This is a genomic window from Streptomyces sp. NPDC006384 (assembly GCF_042870695.1).
Lineage (GTDB): Bacteria > Actinomycetota > Actinomycetes > Streptomycetales > Streptomycetaceae > Streptomyces.
On record NZ_JBIAHR010000018.1, the window covers coordinates 141,373 to 162,573 of the forward strand.

Annotated in this window: 12 protein-coding genes; 4 read left to right on the plus strand and 8 right to left on the minus strand. The window is 72.4% G+C overall.

Going from position 1 to position 21,201, the window contains the following annotated elements; all coding sequences use genetic code 11:
- The first annotated feature begins 13 nt into the window (after positions 1–13).
- Complete coding sequence (locus ACFYOJ_RS24305) at positions 14–2,215, plus strand: CDP-glycerol glycerophosphotransferase family protein (protein ID WP_356556916.1); 2,202 nt, start codon at positions 14–16, stop codon at positions 2,213–2,215.
- Positions 2,212–3,885, plus strand: a complete 1,674-nt coding sequence (locus ACFYOJ_RS24310; RefSeq protein ID WP_356556915.1) for a glycosyltransferase family 2 protein — start codon at positions 2,212–2,214, stop codon at positions 3,883–3,885. The genes ACFYOJ_RS24305 and ACFYOJ_RS24310 overlap by 4 nt, the downstream gene beginning before the upstream one ends.
- Before the next feature lie 20 nt (positions 3,886–3,905).
- Here the strand turns inward: ACFYOJ_RS24310 and ACFYOJ_RS24315 are convergent, their stop codons facing one another.
- The 4 genes from ACFYOJ_RS24315 to ACFYOJ_RS24330 form a co-directional block, all read right to left on the minus strand.
- Positions 3,906–5,429: a hypothetical protein gene (locus ACFYOJ_RS24315; RefSeq protein ID WP_356556914.1), complete on the minus strand. Its 1,524-nt coding sequence runs from the start codon at positions 5,427–5,429 to the stop codon at positions 3,906–3,908.
- A 104-nt stretch (positions 5,430–5,533) separates the two neighbouring features.
- Complete coding sequence (locus ACFYOJ_RS24320) at positions 5,534–10,474, minus strand: NAD-glutamate dehydrogenase (protein ID WP_356556913.1); 4,941 nt, start codon at positions 10,472–10,474, stop codon at positions 5,534–5,536.
- 588 nt (positions 10,475–11,062) lie between these two features.
- Entirely contained in the window at positions 11,063–11,737 is a 675-nt protein-coding gene (locus tag ACFYOJ_RS24325; RefSeq protein WP_356556912.1) for an HAD family hydrolase, read from the minus strand.
- A gap of 83 nt (positions 11,738–11,820) precedes the next feature.
- Positions 11,821–12,324 carry a DUF6912 family protein gene (locus tag ACFYOJ_RS24330; protein WP_356556911.1) on the minus strand — a complete coding sequence of 168 codons (504 nt, stop codon included), beginning with the start codon at positions 12,322–12,324 and terminating at the stop codon, positions 11,821–11,823.
- Between the two features lie 406 nt (positions 12,325–12,730).
- Between ACFYOJ_RS24330 and ACFYOJ_RS24335 the strand changes: the two genes are divergently transcribed.
- Positions 12,731–13,627 (plus strand): Rv3235 family protein, encoded by an 897-nt coding sequence (locus tag ACFYOJ_RS24335; RefSeq protein WP_356556910.1) that lies wholly within the window; start codon positions 12,731–12,733, stop codon positions 13,625–13,627.
- A gap of 214 nt (positions 13,628–13,841) precedes the next feature.
- Here the strand turns inward: ACFYOJ_RS24335 and secA are convergent, their stop codons facing one another.
- Positions 13,842–16,688 (minus strand): preprotein translocase subunit SecA, encoded by a 2,847-nt coding sequence (secA, locus tag ACFYOJ_RS24340; RefSeq protein ID WP_356556909.1) that lies wholly within the window; start codon positions 16,686–16,688, stop codon positions 13,842–13,844.
- Between the two features lie 318 nt (positions 16,689–17,006).
- On the opposite strand from secA, the gene ACFYOJ_RS24345 reads away from it, so the two are divergent.
- Positions 17,007–18,209 (plus strand): DNA glycosylase AlkZ-like family protein, encoded by a 1,203-nt coding sequence (locus tag ACFYOJ_RS24345; RefSeq protein ID WP_356556908.1) that lies wholly within the window; start codon positions 17,007–17,009, stop codon positions 18,207–18,209.
- Between the two features lie 52 nt (positions 18,210–18,261).
- On the opposite strand, the gene ACFYOJ_RS24350 is transcribed toward ACFYOJ_RS24345, so the two are convergent.
- The 3 genes from ACFYOJ_RS24350 to ACFYOJ_RS24360 all read right to left on the minus strand — a co-directional run bounded on the left by ACFYOJ_RS24350 (position 18,262) and on the right by ACFYOJ_RS24360 (position 21,136).
- Positions 18,262–19,008 (minus strand): response regulator transcription factor, encoded by a 747-nt coding sequence (locus ACFYOJ_RS24350; RefSeq protein ID WP_356556907.1) that lies wholly within the window; start codon positions 19,006–19,008, stop codon positions 18,262–18,264.
- Between the two features lie 228 nt (positions 19,009–19,236).
- Positions 19,237–19,929 (minus strand): ribosome hibernation-promoting factor, HPF/YfiA family, encoded by a 693-nt coding sequence (hpf, locus tag ACFYOJ_RS24355; RefSeq protein ID WP_356556906.1) that lies wholly within the window; start codon positions 19,927–19,929, stop codon positions 19,237–19,239.
- Positions 19,930–20,242: 313 nt separating this feature from the next.
- A complete protein-coding gene (locus ACFYOJ_RS24360) occupies positions 20,243–21,136 on the minus strand; it encodes a ComF family protein (RefSeq protein WP_356556905.1) in 894 nt (297 codons plus the stop codon).
- Between the last annotated feature and the right edge of the window lie 65 nt (positions 21,137–21,201).

Genomic DNA, 21,201 nt, shown 5'->3' on the forward strand with positions numbered 1-21,201 from the left:
AGGAGTCCCCGCGATGCCCGAGACCCTCGGACTCAGCGTCATCGTCCACGGCCCCAACGTCCAGGACCACCTGCCCGCGCTCCTCGACTCCCTGGACACCCATCCGCTGACCGGCGTCGAGGTGATCGTCGCCGCCGTCGGCGACTGGGCGCGCGAGACCGCCGAGCGGCACGCTCCCGCGTTCACCGTGGTACCCCTGCCGGAGGGGACCGGGGACGCCGCGGCCCGGGCCGCCGGGGCGGCCCGGGCGACGGGCCGCTGGCTGCACTTCGTGCACGCCAAGGACGGGCTGCCGGCCGGTGCCCCGCACATCGTCGCCGAACACACCGCCGGTCTCGCCGGCCCGGTGGACGTGCTGCTGTTCGATCACACCCGCGGCACCTGGCGGACCTCCGGGCTGCCCTCCCCGGACGGTCCGCGCCTCGCCCGCGCGGGCGGCGCCGCCCTCACCCTCGACGAGTGCGCCGGACTGCTGAGACTGACCCCGCTGCTCGGCAACCGCGCCCTGCGCGCCGGTTTCTGGCGGGAGCACGAACACCTGCTCACCACTGATGCCGAGCCGTTCGCCGCGCTCGCCGCCCTGCTCCTCGCCGACCGCGTCGCCTGCCTGCCGCATCCCGCCTTCGAGGACCGCCGGCTGCGCCCCGAAAGCCTTCCGCCCGTCCCGCCGCAGGAACGGTACGCCCTCGTCGACCGCTACGAGACCCTCCTCGGCCTCGCCGCCGGCCGCCCGGCCGTCGAGGACGTCCTGTACGACCTCATGGTCCGCGACTGCCTGCGCACCTTCGCCCGCGCCGGGATGCCGCAGGACGTCGCGCGGGAGTTCTTCCGCCGGGCGTCCCTGGCCGTCCGGCGTCGGCGCCCCGAGGGCCACCGGCCCCCGGCCGGCCTCGAGGGCGTACGCCGATCGCTGCTGGAGGACGGCGCCTACCACAGGTACCGCGCCCTGCAGAGGACCAACCGCGTGCGCCGCGGCGTCCGTTCCGCGGCGCGCGCGGGCAGGCACCGGGCCGGCACCGGGCTGCGCACCCTCCAGTACCGCAGGGCACTAGCCGACCCGGTCGATCCCCGTCTGGCCGTCTTCTCCGCCTACTGGAACCGCGGCGTGGCCTGCAATCCGGCCGCCATCGCCGCCGAGCTCGCCGCACTCGCCCCGCATATCCGCCCGGTGTGGGTCGTCACCGCCGCGAACGCGGCCCTGCTGCCACCCGGCACCGATCACGTCGTCCCCGGCACCCGCCGCTACTGGGAGGTGCTGGGACGCGCCAAGTACCTCGTCAACAACGTCAACTTCCCGGACGCCGTCGTCAAGCGCCCCGGCAGCGTCCACCTCCAGACCCACCACGGCACCCCGCTCAAGCGCATGGGCCTGGACCAGATGCCGTACCCCGCCGCCTCCCGGGGCCTGGACTTCCGGGCCCTGCTGGACCGCGTCGACAAGTGGGACTACAGCGTCAGCGCGAACAGCCACTCCACCCGCATGTGGCAGCGGGCGTACCCGTCCCGTCACGTCTCCCTGGACCACGGCTATCCGCGCAACGACGTCTACTACCGCGCGGGCGCCGCCGAGGTGCGCGCCGTCCGTGAGCGCCTCGGCATCGCCCCGGGCCGCAGAGCGGTCCTGTACGCGCCCACGCACCGCGACTACGAGGCCGGCTGGACCCCGCGCCTGGACCTCGCCGCGCTCGCCGACCAGCTCGGTGAGGAAACGATCCTCCTCGTGCGCGGGCACTACTTCTACGAGGGTTTCGCCTCCCCGCTGACCGGCCTGCGCCGCACCGGCCGGATCATCGACGTCTCCTCCTACGACCCGGTCGAGGACCTCTGCCTGGCCGCCGACGTCCTGGTCACGGACTACTCGTCGATCATGTTCGACTACGCCAACCTCGACCGCCCGATCGTCATCCACGCCGACGACTGGGAGACGTACCGCACCACCCGCGGCGTCTACTTCGACCTGATGACCGAGGCACCCGGGCCGGTCGCCCGCGGCCAGGCGGAACTCACCGAGATCCTCGCCACCGACGCCTGGCGCGACGAGCGCGCGGCGAAGGCGCGGGACGTCTTCCGGCGCCGCTTCTGCGAGTACGACGACGGCCACGCCGCCGAACGCGTCGTCCGCCGGGTCTTCCTCGGCGAGGACGAGCGGACGCTGCCGCCGGTGGTGCCGGTCGCGGAACGGACGCCGGCCCCGCGTCCGGAGGAGGTCGCATGAGCACCACGGCACCCGACGTCAGCGTCACGGTCATCGTCCACAACGACGCGGCCCGCCTCCCCCGGGCGGTGGAGTCGCTGCGCCACCAGACCCACTCCGGCATCGAGATCATCATCAGCGACGACCACTCGACCGACGCGACGCCGGACGTCGCCCGGGAACTGGCCGCACGCGACCCCCGCATCGTGTACCTCCGCCTGGACGAGAACAGCGGCGGCTGCAGCGCTCCGCGCAACCGGGCCCTGGAGATCGCGCGGGCGCCGTACCTGATGTTCCTGGACAGCGACGACGAACTGCCGGAGCGCGCCGTCGAGGTGCTGCTCGCCGCCCACCGCGAGCGCGAGCTCGACTTCGCGATGGGCGCGGTGCGGCGGGTACGCGTGGACAACGGCCGCCGCACCACGTGGATGCCGCACCTCGTCGCCGAGCGCCGCACGCTCGACGGCATCGAGGCCGACCCGCGGCTGTTCTTCGAGCACCTCGCCACCAGCAAGATGTACGCCCGCTCCTTCCTGGACCGGCACGGCCTGCGCTTCCCCGAGGGCATCCACTACGAGGACCAGCTCTTCTCGGCGCAGGCCTACTGCCTGGCGAAGGCCTTCACCATCGTCCCGGACCCGGTCTACCTCTGGTACGTGGATCCGTACGCGGACGCGCGCACCGCCTCGATCTCCAACCAGCGCCACCGGCTGGACAACGTCCGCGACCGCATCCACGTCCAGCGGCTCATCGACGCCTTCCTGGCCGACAGCGGCCACGAGTCGCTGCGCGAGGACAAGGACTTCAAGTTCCTCAAGCACGACTTCCGGATGTACGCCGGTGACCTGCCGTACCGCGACGACCAGTGGCTGGCGTCCTTCGCCGGCATCACGGTCCCGTACCTCGACACGCTCTCACCGGGCGCGTACGCGCGGCTGCCGCGCGCCGAACGGGTCGTGCTCCAGCTGGTCCGCGACCGCCGCCTGCCCGAACTGCGGCAGGCCGCACGCGGGCTCGGCCACGGTCCGGCCCCGCGCCGGATCACGCCGGACCCGGCCGGGGACCGGGTCTACTGGGGCGGGCACGTCCCGGACACCGAGCAGGCCCGGCGCGAACTGGACCTGACGGACCTCGGGCCGGACACCCGCCCGTTCTTCTCCGCCCTCCTCCGCCACGAGATCACGGCGGTCGAACGGGGGCCGGGCGCGTCGGTCGGCCTGACCGTCCGCACCTACGACCCGGCGCTGCGCCTTCCGGTCGGTCACCAGCGCGCCACCCTCCACCTCTCCCCCGGCCGCCGGCGTCTCACCGTCGCCTTCCGTCTCTCCCCGGTCCGTCCCGGAGTCTTCGAGGGACGCGTCCGCCTGGACCTGGCGGCCGCGCCGCTCCCCCTGCACGGCTTCGGGGGCGTACGCCACCCCGTGCTCCGCCTGCGCCATCAGGGCCAGACCCACACCGGCATCCTGCTAGCCCCGCTGTCCTTCCCGCCCCTCACCGCCCGCATCCCCTACCGTGCCGGCCTGGCCCCCCACCAGGTGACCGTCGAGCCGGAGGGCCACGACCCGGGACGCCTCCAGTTCCGCTGGCAGCCCGCAGGCCGGGCGACCGCCCTCCTCGCCCCCCTGGCCCGCCACCTCACGGGCCCCCGCCTCACCCGAGCCCGGAAACTGGCCACAGCCGTCCTCCACTGACCCTCCCGCGCAGCACCCCCTCACCCCACCCCCGCCACCGCGTACAGCACCTGCCCCCCAGGCCCCCGCCCCACCACCCGCAACCCCGCGTCCCCCCGCAGCCCGCCCCCACGGTCCACCACCCACCGCACCCCGTACTCCCGCTCGATCCCCCGCCGCACGCTCCCCGCCGTCCCCGGCGCGAAATACCTCCGCACCGCCGCCGCCCGCTCCTCCTCGTCCCGCAGGAAGAAGTCGGGATACCCCGGTGCCACGGTGTACGCCCCGTACGCGGGGATCTGCCGCGCCGGCATCCTCCGCGCCATGACCACGTCCCCGTACTCCACCCACGGCGTGATCCAGTGGTACCCGGCCCACGGCTCCCGGTACTTCGCCGCCACCGCCTGCGGCAGCACCCCCCGCCCGGTCACGTACCCGAGCGTCCCCGCCTGCGCCCACGCCCCCACCACCAGCGCCGCCCCGAGCGCGTACGCCCATCCCGCCCGCACCGCCCGCCGCCCGGCCCCGGCCGCCTCCACCCCCGCCGCCACCTGCGCCGGGATCAGCGCCGCGGGCAGCGCCCGTCCCCACGACCAGTGCCCGCTCACCCCGCCCGCCACGGACACCACCGCCCCCAGCACGAAGAACAGCACCAGCACGTCCCGCCGGTCGCGCCGCCACCGCACCGCCAGCGCCGCCACCCCGAGCAGCACCAGCCAGTACCGTCCGGCCAGATCCCGGTACAGCGGCCGGTGCACCGCCTCCAGCCCGTCCCCGGCGCCGAACAGCGCGAAGAAGTCGTAGTAGGGCCAGAGCCGCAGCACCACCACCCCCACCGCGAGCCCGGCAGCCGCCCGCATCCACGCCCGCCGCCCGCACCGCGCCGCGATCACCGTGGCGAGGGCGCCGAGCGAGGCGACGACCCCGGAGAACTGGTGGCACAGCAGGATCACCGCCCACAGCACACCGAGCACCGCCCACACACCCCACCGGGCGGGCTCCCCGCCGCCCGCACCGCGCACCGCCCGCGCCAGGAGGGCCCAGAGGTGGAAGGAGAGACCGAGCGCGAGGACGCTCGGGTACGACACGGTCAGCGCGAGGGAGCCGAGACCGAGGAAGCCGCTCCAGGCGAACGGAGCGGTCCCCCACAGGAACACCAGGCACAGCAGCACGAGCGCGGGCGCGGACCGACGGGCGCTCAGTGTGCGGGTGTGGTGCCACACCCCCGTCACCAGCAGCCCCAGCCCCGCCAGCGCGCCGATCCGCAGCACCACGAAGACCGACAGGCCGGTCACCCGGGCGACGCAGCCGAGCACCGCCGTCCACGGCGAGTAGTACGGGCTCGGCGTGTCCGCGTCGACCAGCGGGTTGCCGGGGTGGAGCAGACCGTGCCGCAGGCGTTCGACGGTGGCCGCGTGCATGCCGAGGTCACCGATCCAGGGCAGCCGGACGATCACCAGGAGCAGCAGGAGGAGGACGAGCGCGGCGGCCGTCCAGGAGACGGCCGCCGGGACGGCACCCGCTCGCGTCGGTACGGCACGCCTCGTCCCGGAGCAGCCAGTCACCGGGTCACTTTATAGGACATATCCTCTCTGTCCGGGCATGAAGACGCCCCCGGATCCACCGACCCGGGGGCGCCTCACACCACCACTACGCCGTCATCACGCCGTCACGAATGCGTCCGCAGCAGCGTCCGCATGGTCCGCATCGCCACCGACAGGTTGGACAGGTCGAAGGCGTCCGAGTTCTGGATCTCCTCCAGCGTGGTGCGGGCCCGGCCGAGGATCGCCGCGTTCTTCTCCTCCCACACCTTGAACCGCTGCTCCGGCGTCGACGTCCCGTTGCCCACCGCCAGCACGTCCGCGGTGAGCGCCGCGTGGGCCGCGTACAGGTCCTCGCGGATCGCCGCGCGGGCCATGGACTGCCAGCGGTCGGCGCGGGGCAGGGCGCTGATGCGGTCCATCAGCTTGGTGATGTCGAGCCGGTCGGCGAGGTCGTAGTACACCTCGGCGACGTCCAGCGGCTCCTTGCCCATGCGGTCGGCCACCGAGACGATGTCCAGCGTCGGGAAGGCCGAGGAGAACCCCGCCACCCGCGTGGCCGGCTCGTCCGGCACACCGGCGGCGGCCAGCTCGTCGTAGATGTACTGGTACCACTCGGCGTCCGCGCCGCGCAGCAGCTTGGGCAGCTGCGCCCAGACCTGCTCGACGCGCTCGGCGAAGAAGTCCACCGTCTCGGCGAGCTGCAGCGGCTGCGGCCGGTTGTTGAGCAGCCAGCGCGTGCCGCGCTCGACCAGCCGGCGCGAGTGCAGCCGGATGCGGGTCTGGACGTCGGCCTCGACCTTGTTGTCCAGGGCCTCCACCGCGTCCCACACCGGAGCGGCGCGGAAGATCGCCCGGGCCGCGGTCTGCGCCCGCACGATCTCCTCCAGCGACGCGCCGGTCTCCTCGCGCATCCGGTGCAGGTACGTCGTACCGCCCGTGTTGACCGTGTCGTTGACCAGGACGGTCGTCGTGATCTCGCGGCGCAGCGGGTGGCCGTCGATCCGGTCGGAGAACCGCTCGCGCAGCGCCGTCGGGAAGTAGGTGTGCAGCAGACCCTTCAGGTACGGGTCGTCGGGCAGCGAGGTGTGCAGCAGCTCCTCGGCGACCGTGATCTTCGTGTACGCCAGCAGGACGGCGGTCTCCGGGCCGGTCAGGCCCTGTCCGGCGCCCAGGCGTTCGCGGATCTGGCGGTCGGTCGGCAGGAACTCCAGGGCCCGGTCCAGGCTGCCCTCGCGCACCAGGTGGCGCATGAAGCGCTGCTGGGCGTGGAGCATGTCGTTGGACTGGGCGAGCGCGTTGGCGATGGCCGTGTTCTGCGCGTAGTTGTTGCGCAGGACCAGCGCGCCGACCTCGTCGGTCATCTCGGCGAGCAGCTTGTTGCGCTGCTTGACGGTCATGTCGCCGTCCTTGACGAGACCGTTCAGCAGGATCTTGATGTTCACCTCGTGGTCGGAGGTGTCCACGCCCGCGCTGTTGTCGATGGCGTCCGTGTTGATCCGGCCGCCGTTGCGGGCGAACTCGATCCGGCCGAGCTGGGTCAGGCCCAGGTTGCCGCCCTCGCCGACGACCTGGACCCGCAGGTCCTTGCCGTCGACGCGGATGGGGTCGTTGGCCTTGTCGCCGACGTCGCCGTTGGACTCGGTGGACGCCTTGACGTACGTGCCGATGCCACCGTTCCACAGCAGGTCCACCGGGGCCGTGAGGATCGCCCTCATCAGCTCGGCGGGGGTCATCTTGGTGATGCCGGCCTCGATGCCGAGGGCGTCGCGGATGTGCGCGTTGACCGGGATGGACTTGGCCGTGCGCGGGAAGACGCCGCCGCCGGCCGACAGCAGCTCGGGGTTGTAGTCCTCCCACGAGGAGCGCGGCAGCTCGAACAGGCGGCGGCGCTCGGCGTAGGAGACGGCCGCGTCCGGCGTCGGGTCGATGAAGATGTGCCGGTGGTCGAAGGCGGCGACCAGGCGGATGTGCTCGGACAGCAGCATGCCGTTGCCGAACACGTCACCGGACATGTCGCCGATGCCGACGACCGTGAAGTCCTGGCTCTGGGTGTCCACGCCCAGCTCCCGGAAGTGCCGCTTGACGGACTCCCAGGCGCCGCGGGCGGTGATGCCCATGCCCTTGTGGTCGTAGCCGGCCGAGCCGCCGGAGGCGAAGGCGTCACCGAGCCAGAAGTTGTACGACTCGGCGACCTCGTTGGCGATGTCGGAGAACTTCGCGGTGCCCTTGTCGGCGGCGACGACGAGGTAGGTGTCGTCCTCGTCGTGCCGGACGACGTCCGCCGGGTGCACGACCTCGCCGGCGACCATGTTGTCGGTGATGTCGAGCAGGGCCGAGATGAACGTCCGGTAGCTGGCGACGCCCTCGGCCAGCCAGGCGTCACGGTCCACGTTCGGGTCGGGCAGCTGCTTGGCGACGAAGCCGCCCTTGGCGCCGACCGGCACGATGACGGTGTTCTTCACCATCTGCGCCTTGACCAGGCCGAGGATCTCGGTGCGGAAGTCCTCCCGGCGGTCGGACCAGCGCAGGCCGCCGCGCGCGACCTTGCCGAAGCGCAGGTGCACGCCCTCGACGCGCGGCGAGTACACCCAGATCTCGAACGCCGGGCGCGGCGCGGGCAGGTCGGGGATGGCCTGCGGGTCGAACTTCATGGAGACGTAGTCGTGCGGCTCCCCGCCGCCCGTCCGCTGGAAGAAGTTGGTCCGCAGCGTCGCCTTGATGACGGTGAGGAAGGAGCGCAGGATCCGGTCCTCGTCGAGCGACGCCACCTGTTCGAGGGCCGCGTCGACCTCTTCGAGCAGGGCGTCCACGATCTCGCGTCCGGCGCGCTGCCGCTCCGGCGACATCCGCGCCTCGAACAGGGAGACGAGGAGGCGGGTGGTGTGGACGTTGTTGCGGAGGGTGTCCTCCATGTAGTCCTGGCTGAAGGTGGAGCCCGCCTGCCGCAGGTACTTCGCGTACGCGCGCAGCACCATGGCCTGCCGCCAGGTCAGCCCGGCGCTGAGCACCAGGGCGTTGAAGCCGTCGTTCTCCGCCTTGCCGGTCCAGGTGGCGGCGAAGGCGTCCTGGAACCGCTCGCGGGCGTCGTCGCCGAGGTAGTCGGCGCCTCCGGCCACCGCCTTGGGCATGCGCAGGCCGAAGTCGTAGATCCAGGCCGTCGTGCGGTCCGCGCAGCGCAGCTCGTACGGGCGCTCGTCGGTGACCTCGACACCGAGCCGGCTGAGCACCGGCAGCACCTGCGAGAGGGAGACCGAGCCGCCCTTCTGGTAGATCTTGAAGCGGCGCTCCTCGGGCGCGGCGCCCACCGGCTCGTACAGGCTCAGCGCGAACTGGCTCTCCTCGTCGAGCCGCTCCAGGTGCCCGAGGTCGGCGACCGCGGAACGCGGACCGTGGTCGGCCTTGTAGCCCTCGGGGAAGGCCGCGCCGTAGCGGCGCATCAGCTCCGCGGAGCGCTCCTCGCCGAACTCGGCGGTCAGCGCCTCGGCGAATCCGTCGGCCCAGGAGCGGGCGGCCTCCACGAGGCGGGCCTCGATGCGCTCCTTGTCGGCGTCGGACAGCTGCGGCAGCTCGGTGCCCTGCGGCACGCGGACCACGAAGTGCAGCCGGGACAGGATCGACTCGGTGTTCCAGGCCGTGAAGTCGACGCTGGTGCCGCCGAGCTCCTCCTTGAGGATGTCGATGATCCGCAGCCGGACACCGGTGGTGTAGCGGTCGCGCGGAAGGTAGACGAGGGCCGAGTAGTAGCGCCCGTACTCGTCCTGGCGCAGGTAGAGCCGCAGGCGGCGGCGCTCCTGGAGGTAGAGGACGGAGGTGACGATCGGCTCCAGCTCCTCGACCGGCATCTGGAACATCTCGTCGCGCGGGTACGTCTCCAGGATCTGGAGCAGGTCCCGTCCGTCGTGGCTGTTGGGCGAGAAGCCCGCCCGCTCCAGCACCTCCTCCACCTTGCGCCGGGCGACCGGGACCCGGCGGACGGACTCGGTGTAGGCGGCGGAGGAGAACAGCCCGAGGAAGCGCCGCTCACCGACGACGTTGCCCTGCTCGTCGAACTTCTTGACGCCGATGTAGTCCAGGTAGGACGGCCGGTGCACGGTGGAGCGGCTGTTGGCCTTGGTCAGCACCAGCAGCCGGTGCTCGCGGGCCTTGGCGCGGGCGTCGGCGGGCAGCCGCTCGAAGGACGGGCTGACCGGGTGGCTCTCGTCGGTCGCGTGGTGCGGGTCGGAGCGCAGGATGCCGAGGCCGGTGCCGGCGACGGCGGCGAGGGAGTCGTCGTCGCGCAGCTGGTACTCGCGGTAGCCGAGGAAGGTGAAGTGGTCGTCGGCAAGCCAGCGCAGCAGCTCGCGGGCCTCCTCCAGCTCCCGCGGGGGGAGGTCGCCGGGGAGGGACTCGTCCGGCAGCCCTTCCGCGATGCGGACGGCCGCGTCGCGCATCTTGCCCCAGTCCTCGACGGCCTCGCGGACGTCGTTCAGGACGCGCAGCAGATCGGCGGTGATCTGCTTCAGGTCGCCGCGGTCGGTCTCGCGGTCGATCTCGACGTGGATCCATGACTCGACGTGCGCGTCGTGCGGGAGGTCGTCGGTGGGCGGACCGGTGAGCACCTCGACGAGCTTGCCGGTGACGTCGCGGCGCACCACGAACTGCGGGTGGACGACGACGTGGATGCCGCGGCCCTGGCGGGTCAGCTCGTTGGTCACGGAGTCGACGAGGAAGGGCATGTCGTCGGTGACCACCTCGACGACGGAGTGGCTGCACGTCCAGCCGTTCTCCTCCACCGTCGGGGTGTGGACCCGCACGTTGGCCGTGCCCTGCGGACGGTTCTCGGCCAGCCGGTAGTGCGAGACGGCGGCTCCGAAGACGTCGACCGGTTCGCGGTCGGTCAGGTCCTCCGGGGCGGTGTGCCGGTAGTAACGCCGGAGGAACGCGAAGACGGACGCGTGGTCCGGGGTCCCCGGGGTGCCCTCGTCCGTCGTCCCGGTCGGTAGGTGCCCACCGACCGGGCTGTTCTCAGCTACCCGCGCGGCCCTCTCGAGCAGCTCGGCCTTGGCTTCGTCCAGCTTGGTCTGCATTGTCCTCTGGCTCCTGTCGCGCGCCGTTGCGTGACGTAGAAGGAAATACGGTCTCCCGCCTCCCGGCCTGGCGTCGGGACGCGGGGTGTCCGGTCCCTGCCGACGCTATGCCGCAGGACGAGAGGAGCGGGGGCATATCGGCCGATGTCGACGCGTCCGCCGGGTGCGATGCCGCTCTCACGGTCACCGTCCGGGGAGCGCGCGGCGCCGTACCGGGGGACTTCGACGCCCCGACCCGCCCGCGAGGATCAGCGATCGCCGCCCGGTCACGGCTGTGTTCCGTGCACACCGGGCGCGAGGCAGGGGCGCCGATGCCCCCGCGAGTTATCGCGCTGATCACGCCACAAGGCTATCGCCCTCCGCGGGGCCCCCGTCACGAGCCGCATCTGTACAAAACAGCCCCCATCCTTGGACAGACTGCACAGCTACTCCGCCGTAACCACTCCCCACTGCGGACGACCGCTTGCCGCCTTGGCTGCGGGCGGTCACTTGCCGCTTTGGCTGCGGGCAGTCGCACCCACCCCCGGCCCGCTCACCCCACGGCACCCTCACACCGGCGCCGTCATCCGCACCGGCACCGGCACCCGCTCACGCCGCCGCCACCAGCCGCTCCGCCACCGCCACCGCCTCCCCCAACGTGTCCACCACCGGCACCCCGGCCCCCTCGAGACTCCCCCGGCTGTGCGACCCCCCGGTGTACAGCACGGCCCGCGCCCCCGCGTGCCGCGCGGCCACCGCGTCGTCCGCCGCGTCCCCGATCACCACGGTCCGCGCGGGCTCCACCACCGGCTCCAGTGCCGCGAGATGCCGCACCATGTGCTCCGCCTTGCTGCCCCCGGAGGGCCCGGTCCGCCCCTCGACGCGTAGGAAGTGCGTCTCGATCCCGAGCCCCTTCACCAGCGGGACCAGCTCCTCGTGGCCGTACATGCTGAGGATCGACTGGCTGTGTCCCGCGGACCGCCATCCGGCGAGCAGCTCCGCCGCGCCCTCGGTGAGCCCGCACCGCACCCGGTGCGCGGTGTAGTGCCGGTGGAAGACACCGTCCATGAGCTCCCACTCGGCGTCCGTGGGCAGCCGTCCCATCAGCCGCTCGTAGAACTTCGGCACCGGTACGCAGTACAGCGACCGGTACTGCTCGAGCGTGATCGGCGCCAGCCCCAGCTCGGCGAAGGCCGCGTTCGTCGCCTCGATGATCGCCTCGTTGTCCTGGAAAAGCGTGCCGTTCCAGTCCCAGACGATGTGCGCGCCTGTCTGCATCCCCATGCCCGAAAACGTACCCGGTGCCACTGACAGCCAAGACGGAGCGGACGGGGCGAGCCCTCCGGGGAGGCCGGAGGCCCGCGGGGTCAGCCGCCGGTCCCGACCAGCCCCGGGATCTCCTGCGTCGCGTACCAGAGCAGCTCGTGGTCCTCGGTCCCGTCCACGACGGACCGGGCGGCCTCGTCCCCGCCGTCGGCCGCCGCGAGGGCCTCGGCCGCGGCGGTCACGTCCGCTTCGGCGTCGGCGGAGTCGACGTGCACCGAGGCCGCCTCGGCCAGCGGTACGGCGCCCCCCAGCCGGACCTCGCCCGGTGCCGCCGCGTCGGGGCCGGGCGAGACCGCGCCGTCGGGTACGTCGACGGCGACCACGACCCGGCGCCGCGCGGCTGCGGCGTCCGCCGCCAGCAGCCGCAGCGAGGCCAGCGCGGCCCGGCCCAGAGCGGCGTACTCCAGCTCCTCGACGTCCTCCGACCGGTACCACTCGCGCAGCGCCGGCGTGACGGCGTACGCGAGAAGCGGCCCGGTGCCCAGCTCCCCCGTCCTGTGCGCCTCGGCGAGGCCGGAGAGGGTCAGAGGGACGTAGACGCGCATGACAGGCCGCTTTCGTGGTCGGTGCCGGGTGCCCGGACTTCCGCATCGGGCCCGGTCCTGGCCGGTCCGGCCCGGTCCGGGCGCCGAGGAGCAGGAGGCGGATGCGGGACATGTACCGCGGCACCGGACGGAAGTCCGCCGTTGGGCCTTCAGGATACGTGTGGCGTCCCCTTTCGGGCGCCCGCCCGGGACCCCGGAATCGTCCACTCCCGTCCCCGGAAGTCACCCGGTGTGCCCCCGTCGTCCCGGCCGTTCCCGGCACTCCGACCACTCGGATAGGTGAACTTTCCGGCCGCCCCGACCGGCCGCAGGTGTCCTTGCCGACACCGCCCCTCACCCCGTACAAGGTCCTCGACCAGAAGTTACCGCCCGGTATCGCCCGCCGGGCCACCGAACGGGGAGTTCCATGCAGCCCACGCCGACCGTGCCGCCCTTGCGCAAGGTCATGACCCGGACCCGTCCCCGCCCCCTCGCCCAGGGGCCCTCGTCCGGCGTCGCCGCCGTCCCGCCCCACGCCTTTGGCGCCGCGCCCGTCCGCGGTGCCGGGGACGCCGGGGGTGCCTTCCCGGCAGACCCCCGTGCCCGCGCGGACGCCGGCCGGCCGTTCCCCGCCTCCCGCGACTCCCACGCCTCCCGTGACGCCTCGCCCCGCACGCCGGGCGGCGTGCCGCCCCGCAGGCCCGGTGACAGCGGGGTGCGGGCCGCGGCGCCGGGCGGACGGCCGCCGGGCTCCCCGGGCCGCTCCCCGCGCACCCGGACGAGGCCGGCCGACACCCGGCCGGCGGCCACCGGCCCGGGCGGCAGGTCCCGGACGAGCGCACGGCCGGCGGGCGTCACCCCCGTTCCGGACCGGACCGCGTCCGCCGCCCGCCGGATCGCCGCCTCCCCGCCGCCCCCGCCCGCCCCGGCGTCCGCCGCGGCCCCGGTCGTTCCCGCCCAGGCGCCACGCCGTCCCGTTCCGCAGCTCCGGCCGACGGACCACTTCGCGGAGCTCCTCCTCGACGTGCTCACCGGCCGGCGGCCCGTGCACTCGATGCTCCGGCACACCGTCGGACGCGCCTACGACGAACTGGCCCGGCTCGCGGAGCGCGGCCCCCTGCGCACCCGCGGCCCCCTCCCCGTCGTACGCGACATCGGCTACTTCGAGCCCCGTCCGGGCGCCCTGGAGGTCTTCGCCCGCATCGGGGCCGGTGACCAGCTCCGCGCCATGGCCTTCCGCCTGGAGCAGGGCCAGGACCTGCGCTGGCGCTGCACCGCGGTGGAGCTGGGCGGCCGGCGGGCACCCCGGACGGACGACGACTGACGGCCGCGCGTTCCCCCGCACCACCCGTCCCACGCCCGCGCGCACTTCGCCGCACCGCGCGCTCCGCACCCCGGGCGTGCCGCCCACCCCGCCGACGGCACGCCCGCAGCGGCCGGCACGTCCCTCAGCGGGACCGGGAACGCCGGAGGGCCGGGCCACCCGTCCCAGGTGGCCCGGCCCTCCCCGCGGCACGGTGCCTCGCGGCACCGCCGCGTCACTTCTTGCGGCGACGCCCGCCCTTGGCCTGCTTGCGGCGCTCCGCGCGCGTCAGACCGTCGGCCCCGGACCGCACGGGCTCCTCGTCGGTGGTGAACTCGCCCTCGATGACGCCGCCTTCGCCGTCCACCGTCGGGGCGGAGAAGTGCAGTTCCCGGCGCTGCGGTGCGTCGAGTCCCTTGGCGCGGATCTCGGGGCGCGTGCCCGCCTGCGCCGGAACGGCGTCCTGCGGGCCCTTCTCCAGGGAGGGGGCGGTGGCCTCGACGGGCACCTCCTCGACCTGCTGCTCGACCTGGACCTCCAGGTTGAACAGGTAGCCGACGGACTCCTCCTTGATGCCGTCCATCATGGCCTGGAACATGTCGAAGCCCTCGCGCTGGTACTCGACCAGCGGGTCCTTCTGCGCCATGGCGCGCAGGCCGATGCCCTCCTGGAGGTAGTCCATCTCGTAGAGGTGCTCGCGCCACTTGCGGTCCAGGACCGAGAGCACGACCCGGCGCTCCAGCTCACGCATGATCTCGGAGCCGAGCTGCGCCTCCCGCGCCTCGTACTGCTCCCGGATGTCGTCCTTGATGGACTCGGCGATGAACTCGGCGGTCAGGCCGGCCCGGTCGCCGGCCGCCTCCTCCAGTTCCTCGACGGTGATCTTCACCGGGTAGAGCTGCTTGAAGGCGCCCCACAGCCGGTCGAGGTCCCAGTCCTCGGGGAAGCCCTCGGCGGTCTCCGCCTGGACGTAGGCGTCGATCGTGTCGTTCATGAAGTGGTGGATCTGCTCCTGCAGGTCCTCGCCCTCCAGGACGCGGCGCCGCTCGCCGTAGATGACCTCGCGCTGCCGGTTGAGCACCTCGTCGTACTTCAGGACGTTCTTGCGGGTCTCGAAGTTCTGGGTCTCGACCTGGGACTGGGCGGAGGCGATGGCGCGCGTGACCATCTTGTTCTCGATCGGCACGTCGTCCGGCACGTTCGCCATCGACATCACGCGCTCGACCATCTGGGCCTTGAACAGCCGCATCAGGTCGTCGCCGAGGGAGAGGTAGAAGCGGGACTCGCCGGGGTCGCCCTGACGGCCGGAACGACCGCGGAGCTGGTTGTCGATGCGGCGGGACTCGTGCCGCTCGGTGCCGAGGACGTAGAGGCCGCCGAGCTTCTCGACCTCCTCCTTCTCGGCCTTGACGGCCGCCTCGGCGCGCTCCAGGGCGGCGGGCAGGGCCGCGGCCCACTCCTCGATGTGCTCCTCGGGGTCGAGGCCCCGCTGGCGCAGCTCCGCCTCGGCGAGGTCCTCGGGGTTGCCGCCGAGCTTGATGTCCGTACCGCGGCCGGCCATGTTCGTGGCGACCGTCACGGCGCCCTTGCGGCCCGCCTGCGCGACGATCGACGCCTCCCGCTCGTGGTGCTTGGCGTTCAGCACCTCGTGCTGGATGCCTCGCTTGCTGAGCTGCTGCGAGAGGTACTCGGACTTCTCGACCGAGGTGGTGCCGACGAGGATCGGCTGGCCCTTCTCGTGCTTCTCGGCGATGTCGTCGACGACCGCCTCGAACTTGGCGACCTCGGTGCGGTAGATCAGGTCGGACTGGTCCTTGCGGATCATCGGCCGGTTGGTCGGGATGGGCACCACGCCGAGCTTGTAGATCTGGTGGAACTCGGCGGCCTCGGTCATCGCCGTACCGGTCATGCCGGACAGGCCGGGCATTTCCTTGCCGTCGTGGTCGTGGCGCTTGTAGAGACGGAAGAAGTTCTGGAGGGTGATCGTGGCGAGCGTCTGGTTCTCGTCCTTGATCTCCACCCCTTCCTTCGCCTCGATCGCCTGGTGCATGCCCTCGTTGTAGCGGCGGCCGGCGAGGATACGTCCGGTGTGCTCGTCGACGATCATGACCTCGCCGTCGAGGACGACGTAGTCCTTGTCCTTCTTGAAGAGTTCCTTGGCCTTGATGGCGTTGTTCAGGTAACCCACGAGCGGGGTGTTCACCGACTCGTAGAGGTTGTCGATGCCCAGCCAGTCCTCGACCTTGGCGACACCCGACTCGTGGATGGCGACCGTGCGCTTCTTCTCGTCGACCTCGTAGTCGCCGGTCTCCTCGATGCCCTTGAGCGGGTTGCCCGGCTCGCCCCTCTTCAGGCGCGTGACCAGCTTGGCGAAGTCGCCGTACCACTTGGTGGCCTGGTCGGCCGGGCCGGAGATGATCAGCGGCGTACGGGCCTCGTCGACGAGGATGGAGTCGACCTCGTCGACGATGGCGAAGTTGTGGCCGCGCTGGACGAGTTCGTCCTTGGACCACGCCATGTTGTCGCGCAGGTAGTCGAAGCCGAACTCGTTGTTCGTGCCGTAGGTGATGTCGCAGGCGTACATCTCGCGGCGCTGGGCCGGCGTCTGGTTCGCGAGGATGCAGCCGACGCTCAGTCCGAGGAACTTGTGGACGCGGCCCATCATCTCGGAGTCGCGCTCGGCCAGGTAGTCGTTGACCGTGACGATGTGGACGCCTTCGCCGGACAGGGCGTTCAGATAGGCGGGCAGCGTGCCGACGAGGGTCTTGCCCTCACCGGTCTTCATCTCCGCCACGTATCCCAGGTGGAGGGCGGCGCCGCCCATGATCTGCACGTCGTAGTGGCGCTGGCCGAGGACGCGCTTGGCGGCCTCGCGGACGGTGGCGAAGGCCTCCGGCAGCAGGTCGTCCAGGCTCTCGCCGTCGGCGTAACGCTGCTTGTACTCATCGGTGAGGGCCCGCAGCTCGGCGTCGGAGAGGTCGACGAAGTCCTCTTCGATGGAGTTGACCTGGTCCGCGATGCGGTGCAGCTTGCGCAGGATCTTGCCTTCGCCTGCACGCATGATCTTCGAGAGGACGGACACGGGGGTTGGTCTCCTTGCCGGTCGGGCCTGGCACGGTCGGTTTCCGATGTGACTGACAGAGCAACGGCCATCGTATGCGAGGACCCCGTCCCGCCGGGAGCCTGCCGGAACGGGTACCGCGCGCTTCTCCATGCCGCTGCTAGCCGCCGTCACCGGGTTCAACGTCCGAGGCCCGCCGATGGTGCCGCCCCGCACCACCGGACGCACGGAACGTGACCGGCCCTCCACACACCGTGGAAGGAACCGGCCGCGTCACGGGCCCGCCCCTCCGCGCAGCGCACGCCGCACTGTCAGTCCCGCCCCCTATCGTGCGGACGCATGACGACTCTCCCGCCCCCCGTCACGGAACTCTCCGCGGACGAGGCCCGCCGTCTCGTCCTCCGCGCCCAGGGCTTCCTCGGCGCCCCCGACCGCCGCGCCGGCGTCCGCGGCGTGCTGCGTCACCTGGGCGCGGTGCAGCTCGACACGATCTCCGTCCTCGCCCGCTCCCACGAGCTCGTCCCGTACGCCCGCCTGGGCGCGGTGGGCCGCAGGGCCGTCGAGGACGCCTACTGGGCTCCCGCCTCCACCGGCACGCCTCCGGCGCGGCCGCACGCCTTCGAGTACTGGTCCCACGCGGCCTGCATCCTGCCCGTCGAGGAATGGCCCCACTTCGCCTTCCGTCGCCGTGCCTACCGCGGCCGACCGCACTGGCACCACGACCTCCCCGACGGCGTCTACGACCAGGTGATCAAGCAGCTCCGCACCGAGGGCCCCCTCACCGCGACCGAGCTGGGCGGCGCGAAGCGGACCAGCGACTGGTGGGACTGGTCGGGCACGAAGGTCGCCGTCGAGCGCGCGCTCATGTACGGCGAGGTGGTGTGCGTCGAACGCCGCGGCTGGAAGCGGGTGTACGACCTGGCCGAGCGCGCGGTCCCGGCCGAGCTGCTGCACGACGACCTCGGCGACACGGAGTGCCTGCGCCGCCTGGTCGGCCTGGCCGGCCGGGCCCTGGGCGTCGGCACCCGCGCGGACATCGCGGACTACCACCGCCTCAGGGGCGAACAGGTCGACGCCGTGATCGCCGACTCGGGTCTGGTCCCGGTGACGGTGGAGGGCTGGTCCAGGCCGGCCTGGGCGGATCCTGCGGCCCTGGAGACGCCCCCGCGCGGCCGCCACCGCACGACGCTGCTGTCCCCCTTCGACTCCCTGATCTGGGAACGGGCGCGCACGGAACGGATCTTCGGCTTCACCCACCGCCTGGAGGCCTACGTGCCCAAACAGAAGCGGGTGTACGGCTACTTCACCATGCCCGTGCTGGCCGGCGGCCGGCTGGTCGGCCGCGTCGACCCGGCGCGCGAGGGCCGCACGCTGGTCGCCAGGCAGGTCGCCCTGGACGGCCCCAAGGCGGTCCCGGCGGTGGCCCGGGCGCTGGTGGAGGCGGCGGGCTGGGTGGACTGCACGGACGTACGCGTGGAGCGGATGGACCCGCCGGAGCTGCGGGAGGCTCTCGCGAGGGAGCTGGCCCTCCTGCTCGCCTGATCCGCGTCGCCGGGCCGTCGTGTCGTCGCACCGGCGTGCCGCGGCGCCGGGGTCAGCGGATCTCGAGGATCTTCTCCCGCATCGCGTACACCACGGCCTCCATACGGGAATGCAGCTGGAGCTTCTCCAGGATGTTGCGCACGTGGTTCTTCACGGTGTTCTCGGAGATGAACAGTTCCTTGGCGATGTCGCGGTTGTTCATTCCCGTGGCGACGAGCTTGAGCACCTCCAGCTCGCGGTCCGTGAGGCGCGGTGCGGGCACCAGCCGGCGGTCGTCGGTCCGCTGGATCATCGACTTGAACTCGGTGAGGAGTTTCGACGCCATGGAGGGACTGATCTGCGACTGCCCGTCGGCCACCGCGCGGATGGCGGTCGCCACCTCGTCCGTCGAGATCTCCTTGAGGAGGTAGCCGGTCGCGCCCGCCTTGATCGCGTCGTAGAGGTCGGCCTCCTCGTCGCTGATCGTCAGCATGATGATCTTGGCGCTGGGGGCCACCTCCTTGATGGAGGTGCAGGCCTCGATCCCGCCGCGCCTGGGCATCCGCACATCCATCAGGACGATGTCCGGCAGCAGGTCGGCGGCCTTCTCCACGGCCTCCGCGCCGTCACCTGCCTCCCCGACGACCTGGATGTCCTCCTCGGCCGCGAGCACGATCTCCAGGCCGCGGCGGAACAGGGCGTGGTCGTCGACGACCAGGACCCTGATCGGCTCCTCGCGCGACGCCCCCGCGTCCGGGCCCATGCCGACGACGCCGTCGCCGGCGCCCTCGTCCCGCATCGGTCCGAAACTGTCCGCCATCGTTCCTCCCCCTGAAGGCCCTGGCCTGTGGTCCTGAGCCATCGCCAACCCAAGGCAACGACCCACCGGTTGGGTGGTTGCCGCCATGATTCCATGCCATGCCGACGCCGGGGCGACAGTGCGGCCGGCGCGTGGGTCACGGACCACGCGCACCGTCGCACACCGGTGCCCCTGGGGGCGCACACGCGCTCCAGGGGCACCGGTCCGGCCGTCTGTCACCCGGCGTCGTCAGCCGCCGAGCGCATCGCCCGCCTCGGGGGCCTGTGCCTGGGTGACCATCGTGTCCGTCCTCAGGTGGATCACGCCGTAGTCGTAGGCGTGCCGCCGGTAGACGACGCTGGGTTCCTTGGTCTCGGAGTCGACGAACAGGTAGAAGTCGTGTCCGACCAGCTCCATCTCGTAGAGCGCCTGGTCGAGGCTCATCGGAGCGGCCACGTGGGTCTTCTCGCGGACGACGAGGGGACCGTCGCCCTGCACCTCGAGCGTGCCGATCTTCTTGGTGGGTACGCCGTCCTGCTGCTCCTCCGGGACGACCTCCCCGTTCCCGTTGAGTGTCGCGGCGTCGGGGACGTGGTCGGCGACCTCGGCTGCCGGGATACGGCGCGCTCCGCGCCGCGAGAAACGCTTGTCGTGCTGCTTGCGCAGCCGGGCACCGAGCTTCTCCGCCGCCAGGTCGAGCGCCGCGTACGGGTCGCTCGCCGCTGCCTCCGCCCGGATCACCGGCCCACGGGAGCGGAGCGTGATCTCCACCCGGTCGCACCGGTCGGCCTGTCGGGGGTTGGGCTCCTTGGACACCTCGACGTCGAGGCTGATCACCTTGCCGTCGAGCTTCTGGATCTTCTCCAGCTTCAGCTTCTCGGCCACGTGCTTCCGGAACCGCTCGGGCACCTCGGTCTTGCGGCCCTTGACGACGATGTCCACGCAGAACTCCGTTCCCGGATCGCTCCGCTTCGGTGGCGGAGCATCTCCCTTTTCGCACCAGATTCCGGTTGTCCCGGAACCTCGGACTCGGTGACTTCCACCTCCTCCCCCGCGAGCGAGAACTCCATTCCACCGGTACGGGTGATGACGCCCGGACCCGCGGTACGGCATTCGGTTCTGTGAGGCGTGGCCTGCGGCTTTGCCTCACCACCGAACATATCTCGCCCGGACGGATGACGTCACCCTCTAACGCGACGTACCTCCGTTCCGGTGAATTGGCCCTCTCATTACCTGCAACGAAGCAAGTAGTCGGTCAGTTCCGGTTTATTTCGAAAGCATCCGGCGATGCCGCGATCACGGCCGCGCAGAACACTTCGCAGATCACTTCGCGGTTCACGTCATCGCCTCCGTACGGGTCCGCTTCGGGGGACCCGGTCTTCCGTTCCTCTCTGCCTTCCCATGCCGCCGGGGGATACACAGCCGATCTCGCCGTCCTGCACGGATCCGCCCCCGTCCCGTGCTCACCCGGGGCCGCGCCCGCGGCCCGTACGGCACGCGCCGCCTCCGCGAGGGACGCCCCCGTGGTCATCAGGTCGTCGACGAGAACGACCGGTTCACGGCCGCCCAGCAGCCGGGCTCCGCCGGGAGCCACCCTCAGCGCACCGGCGAGGTTGTCCCGCCGCTCCCGTGCCCCCAGCCCCGACTGGTCCGCCACCGCATGCCGCTGCCGCAGCACGGCGCACACACGGGCGGACGTCCCGGTGCGCCGCAGCTCCCCCGCCGCCGCGAGGGCGATCCGCCGTGCCGGGTCGTGGCCGCGCGCCCGCACCGCCCGGCGCGCGGACGGCACCGGCACGAGCAGCACCGGCCCCCGCGCCCCCGCGGGCCGCGCGGCGCCGCCGTCCGCCCACGCCTCCCGCAGCCCTGCCCGTACCGCCCCCGCCAGGGCCGTCCCGAGCGGGCCGGCGAGGGCCAGCACACCGCGTTCCTTGTGGGCCAGCAACGCGGCCCGCGCCTCGTCCGCGTACCGGGCCGCCGCGTACACCGCGGGCAGTCCGGGCGGTTCCGGATCCGGCCGCACCCGGCACGGTCCGGTGCCGCGCAGGGCCGTACGGCACCGTGGGCACAACACCGTGCGGGCCCTGCCGCAGCCTCCGCACTCGGCCGGCAGCACCAGGTCGCCCAGATCCCGCCACCATGCGCGCACGGCCCCACTGTGCCGACGACCGCACGCCCCGGCCAGACCTGTGGAAAACTCCCGGCACCGGCTGG

Bases quoted from the DNA above. Each gene is read 5' to 3' on its own strand.
- ACFYOJ_RS24305 (WP_356556916.1), top strand. From the start codon at position 14: ATGCCCGAGACCCTCGGACTCAGCGTCATCGTCCACGGCCCCAACGTC.
- ACFYOJ_RS24310 (WP_356556915.1), top strand. From the start codon at position 2,212: ATGAGCACCACGGCACCCGACGTCAGCGTCACGGTCATCGTCCACAAC.
- ACFYOJ_RS24320 (WP_356556913.1), bottom strand. From the start codon at position 10,474: ATGCAGACCAAGCTGGACGAAGCCAAGGCCGAGCTGCTCGAGAGGGCC.
- ACFYOJ_RS24325 (WP_356556912.1), bottom strand. From the start codon at position 11,737: ATGGGGATGCAGACAGGCGCGCACATCGTCTGGGACTGGAACGGCACG.
- ACFYOJ_RS24330 (WP_356556911.1), bottom strand. From the start codon at position 12,324: ATGCGCGTCTACGTCCCTCTGACCCTCTCCGGCCTCGCCGAGGCGCAC.
- ACFYOJ_RS24335 (WP_356556910.1), top strand. From the start codon at position 12,731: ATGCAGCCCACGCCGACCGTGCCGCCCTTGCGCAAGGTCATGACCCGG.
- ACFYOJ_RS24345 (WP_356556908.1), top strand. From the start codon at position 17,007: ATGACGACTCTCCCGCCCCCCGTCACGGAACTCTCCGCGGACGAGGCC.
- ACFYOJ_RS24350 (WP_356556907.1), bottom strand. From the start codon at position 19,008: ATGGCGGACAGTTTCGGACCGATGCGGGACGAGGGCGCCGGCGACGGC.